Source organism: Kitasatospora sp. NPDC059722 (assembly GCF_042733235.1).
In the GTDB taxonomy this organism is placed as follows: Bacteria; Actinomycetota; Actinomycetes; order Streptomycetales; family Streptomycetaceae; genus Kitasatospora.
Window position 1 is genome coordinate 6,168 of record NZ_JBHWGD010000114.1, and the last position, 13,815, is coordinate 19,982.

At 73.6% G+C, this 13,815-nt stretch carries 10 protein-coding genes and 1 pseudogene; 4 read left to right on the forward strand and 7 right to left on the reverse strand.

The window, feature by feature from the left end; translation table 11 throughout:
- Positions 1–138 precede the first annotated feature (138 nt).
- Positions 139–1,692: an MDR family MFS transporter gene (locus ACFV4F_RS38000; RefSeq protein ID WP_380509695.1), complete on the reverse strand. Its 1,554-nt coding sequence runs from the start codon at positions 1,690–1,692 to the stop codon at positions 139–141.
- A gap of 181 nt (positions 1,693–1,873) precedes the next feature.
- The gene (locus tag ACFV4F_RS38005) at positions 1,874–2,362 is read right to left on the reverse strand and encodes a MarR family winged helix-turn-helix transcriptional regulator (RefSeq protein ID WP_380438587.1); all 489 of its coding nucleotides are present in this window, start codon (positions 2,360–2,362) and stop codon (positions 1,874–1,876) included.
- Between the two features lie 182 nt (positions 2,363–2,544).
- Here ACFV4F_RS38005 and ACFV4F_RS38010 point away from each other — a divergent pair, with 182 nt between their 5' ends.
- Complete coding sequence (locus ACFV4F_RS38010; RefSeq protein ID WP_380509698.1) at positions 2,545–3,582, forward strand: ABC transporter permease; 1,038 nt, start codon at positions 2,545–2,547, stop codon at positions 3,580–3,582.
- A gap of 59 nt (positions 3,583–3,641) precedes the next feature.
- Here the strand turns inward: ACFV4F_RS38010 and ACFV4F_RS38015 are convergent, their stop codons facing one another.
- The 5 genes from ACFV4F_RS38015 to ACFV4F_RS38035 form a co-directional block, all read right to left on the reverse strand.
- Positions 3,642–4,859 carry an ROK family protein gene (locus ACFV4F_RS38015; RefSeq protein ID WP_380438583.1) on the reverse strand — a complete coding sequence of 406 codons (1,218 nt, stop codon included), beginning with the start codon at positions 4,857–4,859 and terminating at the stop codon, positions 3,642–3,644.
- A gap of 37 nt (positions 4,860–4,896) precedes the next feature.
- The gene (locus tag ACFV4F_RS38020) at positions 4,897–5,460 is read right to left on the reverse strand and encodes a GtrA family protein (RefSeq protein ID WP_380509701.1); all 564 of its coding nucleotides are present in this window, start codon (positions 5,458–5,460) and stop codon (positions 4,897–4,899) included.
- 36 nt (positions 5,461–5,496) lie between these two features.
- Positions 5,497–6,936 (reverse strand): hypothetical protein, encoded by a 1,440-nt coding sequence (locus tag ACFV4F_RS38025; protein ID WP_380509704.1) that lies wholly within the window; start codon positions 6,934–6,936, stop codon positions 5,497–5,499.
- 308 nt (positions 6,937–7,244) lie between these two features.
- Entirely contained in the window at positions 7,245–9,656 is a 2,412-nt protein-coding gene (gene lon / locus ACFV4F_RS38030; RefSeq protein WP_380438577.1) for an endopeptidase La, read from the reverse strand.
- Between the two features lie 145 nt (positions 9,657–9,801).
- Positions 9,802–10,611, reverse strand: coding sequence for a rhomboid-like protein (locus tag ACFV4F_RS38035; RefSeq protein ID WP_380509707.1), 810 nt, complete (start codon positions 10,609–10,611; stop codon positions 9,802–9,804).
- A 569-nt stretch (positions 10,612–11,180) separates the two neighbouring features.
- On the opposite strand from ACFV4F_RS38035, the gene ACFV4F_RS38040 reads away from it, so the two are divergent.
- The 3 genes and pseudogenes from ACFV4F_RS38040 to ACFV4F_RS38050 form a co-directional block, all read left to right on the forward strand.
- Positions 11,181–11,918: a response regulator transcription factor gene (locus tag ACFV4F_RS38040; protein WP_326846781.1), complete on the forward strand. Its 738-nt coding sequence runs from the start codon at positions 11,181–11,183 to the stop codon at positions 11,916–11,918.
- A 76-nt stretch (positions 11,919–11,994) separates the two neighbouring features.
- Positions 11,995–13,125, forward strand: a complete 1,131-nt coding sequence (locus tag ACFV4F_RS38045; RefSeq protein WP_380438574.1) for a sensor histidine kinase — start codon at positions 11,995–11,997, stop codon at positions 13,123–13,125.
- A gap of 358 nt (positions 13,126–13,483) precedes the next feature.
- A pseudogene (locus ACFV4F_RS38050) lies at positions 13,484–13,780 on the forward strand (hypothetical protein); the annotation flags it as partial.
- Between the last annotated feature and the right edge of the window lie 35 nt (positions 13,781–13,815).

The window sequence follows — 13,815 nt, forward strand, 5'->3', positions numbered from 1 at the left end:
GGGGGGGCTCGCGGGCGGCGGGTTCGGGTCCGCGGGGGGGGGGCCCGCCCCGCCGGGGCCCCCCCCGCCCCCCCCCCCGGGGGGGGCGCGGGCCCCCCCCCCCCCCCCCCCCGTTTCCGTGCCCGCGTACCGGAGGCGTCAGTTCTGCTGCGTGGTCCGCAGCGCCGTCTCCCGGATGAACAGCACCGTGACGAAGGAGGCCAGCGCGAACGGCGCGGCCCACAGGAACACCGTGCCGACGCCGTGCCCGAATGCGTCCGTCACCAGCGGCAGGATCGGGGCCGGCAGCTTGTGCAGGTCCGGGATGCCGCCGTCGGAGGCCGCGTGCCCGGCCGGGATGTGCGCGGCGGCCAGGTTCTCGGCGAGGTAGTGGCCGACCTTGTTGTTCATCAGCGCGCCGAGCGCGGAGACGCCCATCGCGCCGCCCATGGTGCGGAAGAACGTGACGACCGAGCTGGCCGCGCCGAGTTCGTTGCGGGGCACCGTGTTCTGCACCGCGAGCACCAGGTTCTGCATGGTGAGGCCGAGCCCGATGCCGGTGATCGCCATGTAGACGGAGAGCAGCACGTAGCTGGTGTCGGTCCGCATGGTGCCGAGCAGGCCGAAGCCGATCGCGAGCAGCGCCGTGCCGGAGACCAGGTAGGCCTTCCAGCGGCCGTACTTGGTGATCAGCCGGCCGGCGACGGTCGAGGAGAGCGCCAGGCCGAGGATCATCGGCAGGGTCATCAGGCCGGCCATCGTCGGGGACTTGGCGCGGGCCAGCTGGAAGTACTGGCTGAGGAAGGTGGTCGCGCCGTACATGCCAACGCCGACCAGCACGCTCGCGAGCGCGGCCAGGGCGACGGTGCGGTAGCGGAAGAGGTCCGGCGGGATGATCGGCTCGGCGGCGCGGCGCTCGATGACGACGGCGAGCGCGCCCAGCAGCAGGCCGCCGCCGACCATGGCCGCGGTCTGCCAGGACAGCCACGCGTAGTTCTTGCCGGCCAGCGTGATCCAGACCATCAGCAGGCTGACGGCGCCGGTGATGGTCAGCGCGCCGAGGTAGTCGATCTTCGGCTTGCGCCTGGCCACCGGCAGCTTGAGGGTGCGCTGGACCACCAGGATCGCGGCGATCGCGAACGGGATGCCGACGTAGAAGCACCAGCGCCAGCCGAGCCACGAGGTGTCGACGATGACGCCGCCGATGAGCGGGCCGCCGATGGTGGCGAGGGCGAACACCGCGCCGAAGTAGCCGCTGTAGCGCCCGCGCTCGCGCGGCGGGACCATCGCGGCCAGGCAGATCTGGCCGAGCGCGACGACACCGCCGGCGCCGATGCCCTGGAGGGCGCGGCAGGCGATGAGTTCGCCGGTGTTCTGGGAGAGGCCGGCCAGGGCGGAGGTGGCGATGTAGATCAGCAGGGCGATCTGCAGCAGCACCTTCTTGCTGGCGAGGTCGGAGAGCTTGCCCCAGATCGGGGTGGAGGCGGTGAGGGTGAGCAGCGCTGCGGTGATCACCCAGGTGTAGGCGGACTGGCCGCCGTGGAGGTCGGTGAGGATGTGCGGCAGGGCGTTGGAGACGACGGTCGACGAGAGCACGGCCACGAAGAGGCCGAGCAGCAGGCCGGACAGCGCCTCCATCACCTGTCGGTGGGTCATGGGTCGGTCGTCGACGGCGGCGGCTGCGCCGGTCGCGGCCTCGGTGGTCACGGTCATCCCGGTCCTTAGAAATCGTTGACTTAGGCAACCATACGAGCAGATGGTTGCTTAGGGCAACTTTCTTCAAGGCAAAGTAAAGCCGGGCCCCACCCGCGCGCCCCCGGGCAGCCCCTCCCGTGCGACCCCCGACGACCCCTCCCTCGACCCCCGGCGACCCCACCCGCGCGACCCCCTGCGGTCACTCCCCCGCGGGCTCGCCGAACACGTCGTTGAAGCGGTGCAGCAGCTCGGCGAAGCGGACCACGTCCTCCTGGGACCAGCCGCCCATCACCTCGCGGACCCGCCGCATCCGGACGTCCCTGGCCGCGAGGTAGCGCCGCCGCCCGTCCTCGGTCAGCGAGACGAACGAGGCCCGCCGGTCCAGCGGGTCCGCCACCCGGGCGACCAGGCCCAGCTCCTCCAGCGCCCTGATCTGCCGGCTCACGGTGGCCTTGCCGACCGCGAAGTACACGCCGACGTCGGTCACCCGCACCCGCCCGGCCTGCTCGATGTAGCCGAGCATGCTGTACGCCATGCCCTCCAGCTCCGGGTGCACCCGGCGGGACAGCTCGGCGACCCTCGCCCGGCCGCGCCGGAACATCAGCGCGACCTCGCGGTCCACCGCCAGCAGCGCGCCCTCGTCCAGTGTTCGCCCGCCCGGCACCCGCTCGCCACTCTCCGCACTCACCGCGCCAGTATCCCGCAGCGGCGGTGGCCGGAACGCGGCGCGTGCGGTGCGACAAGCCAACTACTTCATGGTATGAAGTATCGGTTCTCGTAGTATCTGATTCCGCTCGAATCGCAGGTTTCCCTCGAAACATGGGTTTCCCCCCGAAACCGCAGGTTTCCCCCGATACCAAGGAGATGTGGATGGCCGCCCCGGGGCAGGGTTTCGTCGCCGAACTGAAGGGAGCGGTCACCCCGCGCGCAGCGCTGATGGTGATCGCCGTACTGCTGCTCCAACTCGGCTTCATCACGTCGTACGTCGGGGCGCTGCACAAGCCGGCCCCGCACAACCTGTCGATCGCGGTGGTCGCCCCGCCGCAGGTCGCGCCCAAGCTGGTCGGCGCGCTGGAGTCGGTGCCGAACGACGCCGTGAAGCCGGTCACGGCACCGGACGCCGAGACCGCCACCGCGCGGATCAAGGACCAGAAGATCTACGCCGCGCTGGTCTTCAACCCGGCCGGCACCGAGGACACCCTGCTGACCGGCGGCGCCCGCGGCACCTCGGCCGCCAAGGCCGCCGAGAGCATCACGACCGCGCTGGAGAAGACCCAGGGCCGCACCGTCAAGGTCGAGGACGTCGTCCCGCTGGCCAAGGGCGACACCAACGGCCTCTCCGCCTTCTACCTGGTCATCGGCTGGTGCGTCGGCGGCTACCTGGTCGCCTCGATCCTCGGCATCAGCGCCGGCTCCAAGCCGGCCAACGTCCACCGCCTGCTGATCCGGCTCGGCGCGATGGCGCTGTACTCGATCGCGGCCGGCGTCTTCGGCACCCTGATCGCCGGTCCGGTCCTGGACGCGCTGCCCGGCTCGATCCCGAGCCTGTCGGCGGTGGGCGCCCTGGTGGTGTTCACGGTCGGCGCGTTCACCATGGCGCTGCAGTGCCTGTTCGACATCATCGGCATCGGCATCGCGGTGCTGATCTTCGTGGTGCTCGGCAACCCGAGCGCGGGCGGGGTCTACCCGGCGCCGATGATGCCGCCGTTCTGGCGCGCGATCGGCTCGTGGATCCCGAACGGCGCCGGCACCGCCGCGACCAAGTCGATCGCCTACTTCGGCTCGACCAACATGGCGATGCCGCTCCTCGTGCTCGTCGTGTGGGCGGTCCTCGGCGTGGCGGTCGCCCTGCTCGCCGTCGTGCGCGGCCCGCGCTCGGGCGGCCGGGAGCTGGTCCAGGAGGCCTGAGCCCCGCCCTGCGGAAGGATCCCGTGCCCCCGGCCCCCGTGGCCGGGGGCACGGCCGTCTCAGGCGCCCGCCAGCCGGCCGGGGTCGGCCACGACGGCGCGCACCACCCCGACGGCGGCGCCCAGCAGCGGCCCGCGCCGCCCGAGCCGGGAGACCGTGAGCCGGTCGTCCGACCACGGGCGGACGGTCACCCGGGCGCCCATCTCGGCCCGCATCGACGGCAGCAGCCAGGGCGCCAGCTGGGCGTACCCGCCGCCCAGCACCACCTCGGCGGGGTCCAGCAGGTTGACCGCGCCGGAGGCCGCGATGCCCAGCGCCGCCCCGGCCCCGGCCAGCGCGGCGCGCACCTCCTCGTCCCCGGCCTCGGCGCGCTCGGCGAGCAGGGCCACCCAGTCGCCGCGGATGCCCTCCAGCCCCGCCGCGCGCAGCACCGCCGTCTCCCCCGCGTACTGCTCCAGGCAGCCGTGCGCGCCGCACGCGCAGCGCGGCCCGTCCGGGCGGACCGGCACATGGCCGAGCTCGCCCGCGTAGCCGCGCGCGCCGCGCAGCAGCCGCCCGCCGATCACGATCGCCGCGCCGACACCGGCCTCGGCCGACACGTGCAGGAAGTGGTCCGGGCCGCCGCCCAGCCAGAGTTCGGCGAGCCCGCCCAGGTTGGCCTCGTTGTCCGCGTCGATCGCGAGCTCCGCCAGGTCCTCCGAGCCGGCCGCGCGCAGGGCCAGGCGCAGTTCGGCGGCGAGCGGCACTTCCTGCCAGCCGAGGTTGGCGGCCCGCTGGAGCACCCCGCCGGCGGTGCCGACCAATCCGGGCACGGCGAGCGCGAGCGCGGCCGGGCGCAGGCCCGCCTCGGCGACGGCGCGGCGCAGCAGTTCGGCGAGGTCGGCCATGACGGCGGCGGGCGTGCGGCCCCGGTTGCGGATCTCCTGACGGCGCCAGGAGACGACCTCGCCGCGCAGGTCGACGACGCAGGCCCCGAGGTGCTCGACGCCGATCTCGGCGCCGAGGCCGCCGGGCCCGTGCGGGTTGAGGCCGAGCGCGGTGCCGGGCCGGCCGACCTTGCCGCTCGGCGCGGCCGGGCCCTCCTCGACGACCAGGCCGCCGGCGATCAGCTCCTCGGCGAGCGATGAGACCGCCGCCCGGGTGAGTCCGGTCTCCGCGGCCACTTCGGCGCGGGAGCGCGGGGCCCGTGCGATCACGCCGAGCACCAGCGCCAGGTTGGCCCGGCGCATGCCCTGCTGGCTGGCGGGTCCGCTCCGGACTCCGTCCGGCTCACGCATGTGCCCACCCCGCTCCCTGGCTGGCGGTCACCCGGCCTCACCGCGTCCCGGGCACCTCCCGGGACGTCTCGTGTGCAGCGTAACCGGGTTCGAGGGGCGGCTGCGTCCCGGTGGCGACGGGCTCGGCGAGGCGGGTGAACACCCAGCGCTGCATCGCCCAGAACCGGAAGAGCATCGCCACGAAGGTGCCGACGATCATGCCGCTGAGGAAGTCCGCGACCTCCTGGGCGAACGGGCCGACGTAGGGCTCGCGCAGGTCCAGGACGTACCGCGAGACCGCCAGCGGCACGTCGTTGACGGCGATCGCCACCGCGCTGACCAGGAAGAACAGCACCGCCTCGCGCCGCTGCCCCTGGGCCCGGAAGGCCCAGCGGCGGTTCAGCACGTAGGAGACGACGGTGGCGATCACGGTCGCGATGGTCAGCGCGACCACCGGCTTGTGCTCCAGGACGGTGAACTTCAGCTCGAAGTCGATCACCGTGGTGAGCGCGAAGCAGCCGCCGCCGACCAGCAGGAACTTCACCAGCCTGCGGTGGCGCACCAGGAACGGGCGCAGCCTCGCCGGCACCCGGGCCAGGACGCGCTGAGTGGGGGACGGCATCCTCGCAGTCTCGCACGCGGTCCGCCGTCCCCCTCGTCACTCGGCGGAAATCCTCAGGACGCCGGTGGTCGTGCCCTGGTAGACCACTCCGCCGGGGGCGATCGAGCCCACCATCTGGAGCGTGTCGAAGAGGAAGCCGGCCCCCAGGAACCGGGTGCGCCCGACGGCGCCGGTGGCCGGGTCGATCTCGGCGTAGTAATAGGGGTCGAGGACCGTCGTGGCGGTGCTGCCGGGGATCAGCGGCTTGCGCAGGACGGTGTGGATCAGCCCGTCGCCGGTGGAGAGCCGCGGGACGGCGGCGGAGCGCACGGTGGTGTCCCAGACCAGGTCGCAGCCGGAGCCGTCGGGCCGCACGTCGACCCGGCTGAAGCCGCCGCGGAAGTCGGCGGAGGCGGGCACGCTCGGCCCGGCCTCGGCGGGCAGCGCGGGGTACGGGTAGCCGTTGGTGCTGCTGATGAAGACGCTGTTCCCGGCGCCGATCGGGGAGTTCTCGCTGCCGCTGCCGCCGGCCCTGAGCACCGGCACCGAGCAGACCGGCGAGCCGTCGGAGGTGCGGTAGACCAGCAGGTGCACGGTCGGCGCGGCGTTGTCGACGATGGTCGTGTAGTCGGTGCCGGTGCGCGGGCCGAAGAAGGTCGGGGTGGAGCCGGTGCCCCAGCTGAGCTGGCCGGGCTTGCGGCCTGGCCCGCGGTCGTACGCCTGGCGCCCGGCGGTCCGCGGGGTGCCGTCGGCTCCGGCGGTGAGCAGGTAGGTGGCGTGGGTGGTGGCGACGAGGGTGCCGGCGGGGGCGGTGGAGATCGAGTTGGCGATCCGTTCCCCGGCGGGGAGGGCGAGGCCGCGGACGGCGCCGGTGCGCTCGTCCGCGGTGCCGACGACCCCGCCGCCGGTGGCGAACCAGACCCGGCCCTGCCAGTCCGGCGAGATGCCGACGACGGCGTCGCCGGCCGGGACGGCGCCGGCCAGCGGGAGGCGGCTGTCCACCGTGAGCTCCCAGTCGCCGTCGGCGCTGCGGTGGTGGCCGATCCGCAGCAGGTCGCCGTGGCCGTCGACGGCGACCAGGCGGTCCCGGTCGTCCAGGTAGGCGTACACGCCGCCGAGCAACGAGCCCTTGGCGAGCGGGAGTTCGGCGAGGGACTCGCCGTCGTCCGGGTCCAGCAGGTGGACGGTCGGGGTGCGCCCGAGGATCGTGGTGCAGAGCGCGACCGGGAAGCCGTCGTAGCCGACCAGCACGGTCGGGCAGGCGGACTGCAGGGCCGTGCGGTGCGAGGTGAGCGGGCCGGCCGGCGGCCCGGGCAGCCGGGTGGTGTCCGAGGAGCCGGTGTCGCCGTGCATGGTGGCGGTGCCGTCGGGGCCCGCGTACGGGTTGTGCGGCGGCAGCGGTCCGAACGGCGTGGCGGCACGGGCCGGGACCGCGAGGGCGAGCAGGGCCGCGGCCGCGAGGGCGGCGGCGACGCGGGAGGGCAGCGCGAAGCGCATGGAGGGTGTCCCATCGGGTGAGCGGGCAGGCGTGGGCGCATGGCGGTGCGGCCACCCGGTGGGGGTTCCCGGCGGGGGCGTCGGGTGGAACACCGCGCTCAACGGACGCGGTGACAGATCGCCGAGCACGCGCGGGCGAGGTCGACGTCCAGTCGACGGCTCAGGTGCGCGTGGCGATTCACCCGGCCAGCCTCCCTTACTGACGACCCGTCTCACAAGACCGTCTCACCCTGCGGGCAGGGGCCCGGGGGGGGGGGGGGGGGGGCGGGGCCCGCCGCCCCCCCCCCCCCGGGCCCTGGTCTCCTGCGTCAGGCGGCGGCGACGAGCACCTCGGCCGGCTCCAGGGCCAGCTTGAGCACCTCGCGGACGTCCGCCACCGGGTGCACGGTGAGCCGCTCCAGCACCTCGGCCGGGACGTCGTCCAGATCGGCCTCGTTGCGCTTGGGGATGATCACCGTGGTGATCCCGGCCCGGTCGGCGGCGAGCAGCTTCTGCTTCACCCCGCCGATCGGCAGCACCCGTCCGGTCAGCGACACCTCGCCCGTCATCGCCACGTCCGTGCGCACCTTGCGGCCGGAGAGCAGCGAGGCGAGCGCGGTGGTCATGGTGATGCCGGCGCTCGGCCCGTCCTTGGGGACGGCCCCGGCCGGGACGTGCAGGTGCACGCCGCGGTCACGCAGCGAGGTGACCGGCAGCTCCAGCTCGGCGCCGCGCGAGCGCAGGAAGGAGAGCGCGATGTGCGCGGACTCCTTCATGACGTCGCCCAGCTGCCCGGTCAGGGTCAGCCCGGTGCCGCCCGTCTCGGCGTCGGCGAGCGAGGCCTCGATGTAGAGGACGTCGCCGCCGGCGCCGGTGACCGCGAGGCCGGTCGCCACGCCGGGGACGGCGGTGCGCCGCTCGGCCGGCTCCTGGGCGGCCTCCGGCACGTGGTGCGGGCGGCCGATCAGGGCGCGCAGGTCGTCCGCGCCGATCACGGCGGGCAGCTCGCGCTCGCCGAGCTCGGCCTGCGCGGCGATCTTGCGCAGCACCCGGGCGATCGAGCGCTCCAGGTTCCGCACGCCGGCCTCCCGGGTGTACTCCCCGGCGAGCCTGCGCAGCGCCGCCTCCTCGACGCCGACCTGTCCGCTGCCGAGCCCGGCCCGCTCCAGCTGGCGCGGGAGCAGGTGGTCGCGGGCGATGACGACCTTCTCGTCCTCGGTGTAGCCGTCGAGCCGGACGAGCTCCATCCGGTCGAGCAGCGGCTCGGGGATGGCCTCCAGCACGTTGGCGGTGGCGAGGAAGACGACGTCGGAGAGGTCGAGCTCGACCTCCAGGTAGTGGTCCCTGAAGGTGTGGTTCTGCGCCGGGTCCAGCACCTCCAGCAGGGCGGCGGCCGGGTCCCCCCGGTAGTCGGAGCCGACCTTGTCGATCTCGTCGAGCAGGACGACCGGGTTCATCGAGCCGGCCTCCTTGATCGCCCGCACCAGGCGGCCGGGCAGCGCGCCGACGTAGGTGCGCCGGTGGCCGCGGATCTCGGCCTCGTCCCGGACGCCGCCGAGCGCGACCCGGACGAACGTGCGGCCCATCGCGCGGGCCACCGACTCCCCGAGCGAGGTCTTGCCGACGCCGGGCGGCCCGACCAGGGCCAGCACCGCGCCTCCCCGGCGGCCGCCGACCAGCCCGAGCCCCTGCTCGGAACGGCGCTTGCGCACCGCGAGGTACTCGACGATGCGGTCCTTCACGTCGCCGAGGCCGGCGTGGTCGGCGTCCAGCACCGCGCGGGCGCCGGTGATGTCGTACGCGTCCTCGGTGCGCTCGTTCCACGGCAGCTCCAGGACGGTGTCCAGCCAGGTGCGGATCCACGAGCCCTCGGGCGACTGGTCGGACGCGCGCTCCAGCTTGTCGACCTCCTTCAGCGCGGCCTCGCGGACGCCCGCGGGCAGGTCGGCCGCCTCGACGCGGGCACGGTAGTCGCCCTCCTCGTCGGCCGGGTCGCCGTTGAGCTCGGCCAGCTCCTTGCGGACGGCCTCCAGCTGGCGGCGGAGCAGGAACTCCTTCTGCTGCTTGGCCACGCCCTCCTCGACGTCCTTGCGGATCGTGTCGTTGACCTCCTCCTCGGCGAGGTGGTCGCGCAGTAGCGCCAGCGCGTACTCCAGGCGGGCGACCTGGTCGGCCTCCAGCAGCACCTTGAGCTTCTGCTCGGCGGTGGCGAAGGGCGCGTAGCCGATGTTGTCGGCGAGCTCGCCGACGCCCTCGATCCGGTCCACCCGGTCGACGATCTGCCAGGCGCCGCGCCTGCGCAGCCACTGGGTGGACAGCGCCTTGTACTCCTTGACCAGCTCGGCGGCCCGGCCGGCCACCGGCATGCCGACCGAGGACTCCCGGAACGGCGTGGTCTCGACCCAGAGGGCGGCGCCGGGGCCGGTGGTGCCGGCCCCGATCCGGACCCGCCGCACGGCGCGCACCAGCGCCGCCGGCTGCCCGATCGCGTGGGGGCCGTCGGCCAGCCGGCCGACCTGCTCGACGGCGGCCAGCGTGCCGACCGCCGCGTACGAGCCGTCCACCCGGGGGACCAGCAGGACCTGCGGCTTGTCGGCGCCGCCGGCCGCCGCGCGGGCGGCCTCCACCGCGGCGCGCACCTCGGTGTCCTTCAGGTCCAGCGGGACGACCATGCCCGGCAGGACGACCTCGTCGTCGAGCGGCAGCACGGGCAGGGTGAGCGGTGCGGACGTCGATGCCATGATCTCTCCCCAGTCAGCGAACTTGAGTCGACCTGACTAAGGCTTCGGGGGCGCCGGATGTTCCCCGAGCTTTGTTCGCCGTGAGCGAACGGAAAAGGGGTCCAGGCGGAGGCGGCGGGAAGGTCGTCAAAAACCCCCGAACGAGTTAACGGACGTCCAAGACCGGGGCGCCGCCGGCGGCCGCGGCCGGCCCGGGACCGGCCTCCGGAAGCTCCGCGCGCAGCGGGCGCGGCCCGCGCCGGGGGCCGTGGCGCAGCCAGCGCCACAGCGCCACGCCGGTCAGCACCGCCACCGGGTGGCCCACCGCGGTGACCAGGTCGTTCTCGGTGACGATCTGCTCGGCGATCAGCGCCGCCGCGCCGCCCAGCGCCAGCAGCCGCCCGCGCCAGGAGAGCAGCCCGGCGAGCGCGCCGAGACTGACCAGCACGCCGTAGCTGACCCCGATGTCCAGGTAGTCCATCGCCGCGGACTCCAGGTGCCCGGTCTCCACGGCGGTGATCACCACCGCCTGGGACAGCAGCGTGGCCGTCACGTGCCCGATCGCGAAGACCGCCGCCGCCCGCCGGGAACCGACCCGGCGCTCCAGCGGCGCGACGGTGAAGGCGAATCCCCAGAGGTACGGCATCCACACCGAGCCGGCCACCCAGAAACCACTGAGCAGCAGCGCCCGCAAAGGGTGGTGCAAAAGATTGTGGCCGTCCGAACTGGAGGCCTCCTGCAGCCGCAGGACGAGATCCGGATCCGCGAGTTCGGCAAAGGTCGTGGTGGCGCCCACCACGGCGAGATATCCGAGGGCGAAAGGGTTGCGCCGGGGCGTCGGCACCCGGGCCAGCAGCCACTCGGCCACCCCGGTGCGCAGCCCGAGCCGGAGCATCCCGTACGGCGGTCCGGCCCACGGCGGGCACGGCCCCGGGCGCGGTCCCGCCGGTCCGCCACCGCGCCGCAGTCCAGCCATGCCGCCTCCGCTCCACGCCCGCAGCAACCGGTCCCCGGCTCCCGCCCGGGGGAACCAACGTACCGGCGCGCGCCCGCAATCCCTCCCGCGGGGCGTTGTCGTGATCACGTTACGTCGAGGTTCTGAGAACCAGCTGAGAAAAGCCCGTGAAGACCGGGGAACCGGCCGACCGGCCGGATTCCGGCATTGGTCCAGACCTACTTCCGTTTGACCCGTCAGTAACGGCCCTGACCGGCGACTTGGCGTCAACTCGACTGCATACGTACCGTTACGCAGTGAAAAAACGCCGGGTAAGGTATCGGCCCGTGCCCACTCGTGAGTGGGTCCGAGAGCGGGCCGGAACCGGCCCAACGGGCCGGAAACGTCCGGTCCACCTGCCGGGAGGCAGCCGCTGTCCGTACGCTGCGAAGTGCGCGGGAGAAGCGGGTGGCCGACCTCCGCCCTCCGATCCGCGCACGCGACGGGACGGCGGACCCGGCACACAGTCCACGACGGAACAAGACTACGAAGCGGAGCCCCGCCATCCCCACAGGTGGCCGGCCCGCAGCCCTGGGGGCGGTGGCGTGACCGTGACAGAAATTCAGCAGGACAACAGCAACAGCGGCGGCACGGTGAGCAGCCAGCGCAGAGTGCTGGTGGTGGAGGACGAGCCCACGATCGCGGAGTCGATCGCGGCCCGGCTGGGCGCGGAGGGCTTCAAGGTCGCCGTGGCCCACGACGGCCCCGGCGCGGTCGACGGCTTCCACACCTGGCAGCCGGACCTGGTCGTCCTCGACATCATGCTGCCCGGATTCGACGGCCTCGAAGTGTGCCGCCGGATCCAGGCCCAGCGACCGGTGCCGGTGCTGATGCTGACCGCGCGCGACGACGAGACGGACCTGCTGGTCGGCCTCGGCGTCGGTGCCGACGACTACATGACCAAGCCCTTCTCCATGCGCGAACTGGCCGCCCGGGTCAACGTGCTGCTGCGCCGCGTCGAGCGCGCCCAGCAGGCCGCCCGCACGCCCGCGCTCGGCTCGCTGCGCTTCGGCGAGCTGGAGATCGACCACGTGCAGCGCCGGGTGCGGCTCGCCTCGGGCGACGTCCACCTGACGCCGACCGAGTTCGACCTGCTCGCCTGCCTGGCCGCCCAGCCGCGCGCCGTGCTCACCCGCGAGCAGCTGCTGGCCGAGGTGTGGGACTGGACCGACGCGTCCGGCACCCGCACCGTCGACAGCCACGTCAAGGCGCTGCGCCGGAAGATCGGCGCCAGCTGGATCCGCACCGTCCACGGTGTCGGCTACGCGCTGGAGGCCCCGCTCTCCTAGCGGCGCCTCGGGCATCGGGCCTCCGGGGGGCCCGTGTCCCGAACCGCCGTACCCATGCGGGGGACCACAGGGACCAATGACCTTTCCACAGCAACGCAACGGCGACGCCGCCGGCACCCGGTCGCAGACCCTCGCCGCCCGCGCCGCCCGCCGGGTCTGGGCCGACATCCGGCCGCTCGACCCCGTCCGGTCGATCAAGGGCAAGCTCGCGCTGCTCGTGATCGTCTCCGTCTTCCTCGCCAGCGGCATGGTCGTCGTGGCGATGAAGTCCGAGACGCAGATCCGCATCATCATGATCTTCTCGATGATCGCGTCGCTGCTCTTCATGCAGTTCCTCGCGCACGGGCTCACCGCCCCGCTGCGCGAGATGACCGCGGCCGCCCGCGCGATGGCCTCCGGCGACTACAGCCGCCGGGTCGAGGTGAGCTCGCGCGACGAGATCGGCGAGCTGGCCGCCACCTTCAACCAGATGGCCGCCGACCTGGAGGCCGCCGACCGCCACCGGCGCGAACTGGTCGCCAACGTCTCGCACGAGCTGCGCACGCCCATCGCCGCGCTGCGCGCCGTGCTGGAGAACGTGGTGGACGGCGTGGTGCAGCCCAACCCGGCGACCCTCGGAGCCGCCCTGGAGCAGACCGAGCGGCTCGGCCGCCTGGTCACCCACCTGCTCGACCTCTCCAAGATCGACGACGGCGTGGTCGACCTCGACGCCCGCCCCTTCGAAGTGCGCGAGTTCCTCGACGGCGTGCTGCGCGGCGTCACCGTGGACGGCGCGACGGCGGGCGGGGCCTTCTCCCGGCGCGGGGACGTCCGGCTCGCGCTGGAGGTCAGCCCGGCCGGCCTGACCGGCGTCGCGGACCCGGAACGCCTCCACCAGGTGGTCGCCAACCTGGTCGACAACGCCTGCAAGCACTCCCCGCCCGGCGGCACCGTGACGGTGCGCGCACGGCCCGACGGCGAGCCCGGCGGCCTGCTGCTGGAGGTCGAGGACGAAGGGCCCGGCATCCCGCCGGCCGACCGCAACCGGGTGTTCGAGCGGTTCAGCCGCAGCGGCACGGCCACCGCCCAGGGGCCGGGCTCCGACGGCGGCACCGGCCTCGGCCTGGCCATCGCCCGCTGGGCGGTGGACCTGCACGGCGGGCGGATCGCGGTCGCGGAGTCCCCGCGCGGCTGCCGGATCGAGGTCCGGCTGCCCGGCCCGCGCTGACCCGCGGCGGCCGGCCCGCATGATCGTCTCGTGCGATCCCCCAAGGGAGGTCCCGAAGGGCTCCCGAGGGTGCGCAGTGGGGTTTGTGTCACAGATCCGACACAGACGTACACGAAGATCGTTCGAAGATTCGACCTGGCCTTTGTCCGTTTTCATCCCGATTTGCGGGGCGATCGGGCCTGGTCGGTTCCCCTCAGATGCGCGTTTCTAACGCACATTTTCGGCCAATCTGCAGGTCAGGACTGTGATCTGGACGACGCCTGCCCCCCGGGGACTGCGCGATCACTGGTCAGGGGCGTAGCCTTAATCCCCGCTGTCCAAACATCCCAAAAGGAAGCGGAAGAGGGCGGTTGCCGCCGTGTCGCCACAGTCCCAAGAAACCCCCAACAGCTCGGCTAGCTCCACTGGCTTCGGTCCCAATGAGTGGCTCGTCGATGAGATCTACCAGCAGTACCTCCAGGACCCGAACTCGGTCGACCGAGCCTGGTGGGACTTTTTCGCCGACTACAAGCCCGGTTCCGAGGTGACCCCAGTGACCCAGGCCGCGACCCAGGCCGGCCCCACGCCGACCCCTGCCGCTGCCCCCGCGCCCGCTGCTGCTCCGGCCGCCGCGCCCGCCCCCGCCGCGCCGGCCGCCCCGGCCCCCCGGGGCCCGCGCCGCGGCTCAAGGGGGTTGGAGCTATGTTGAAC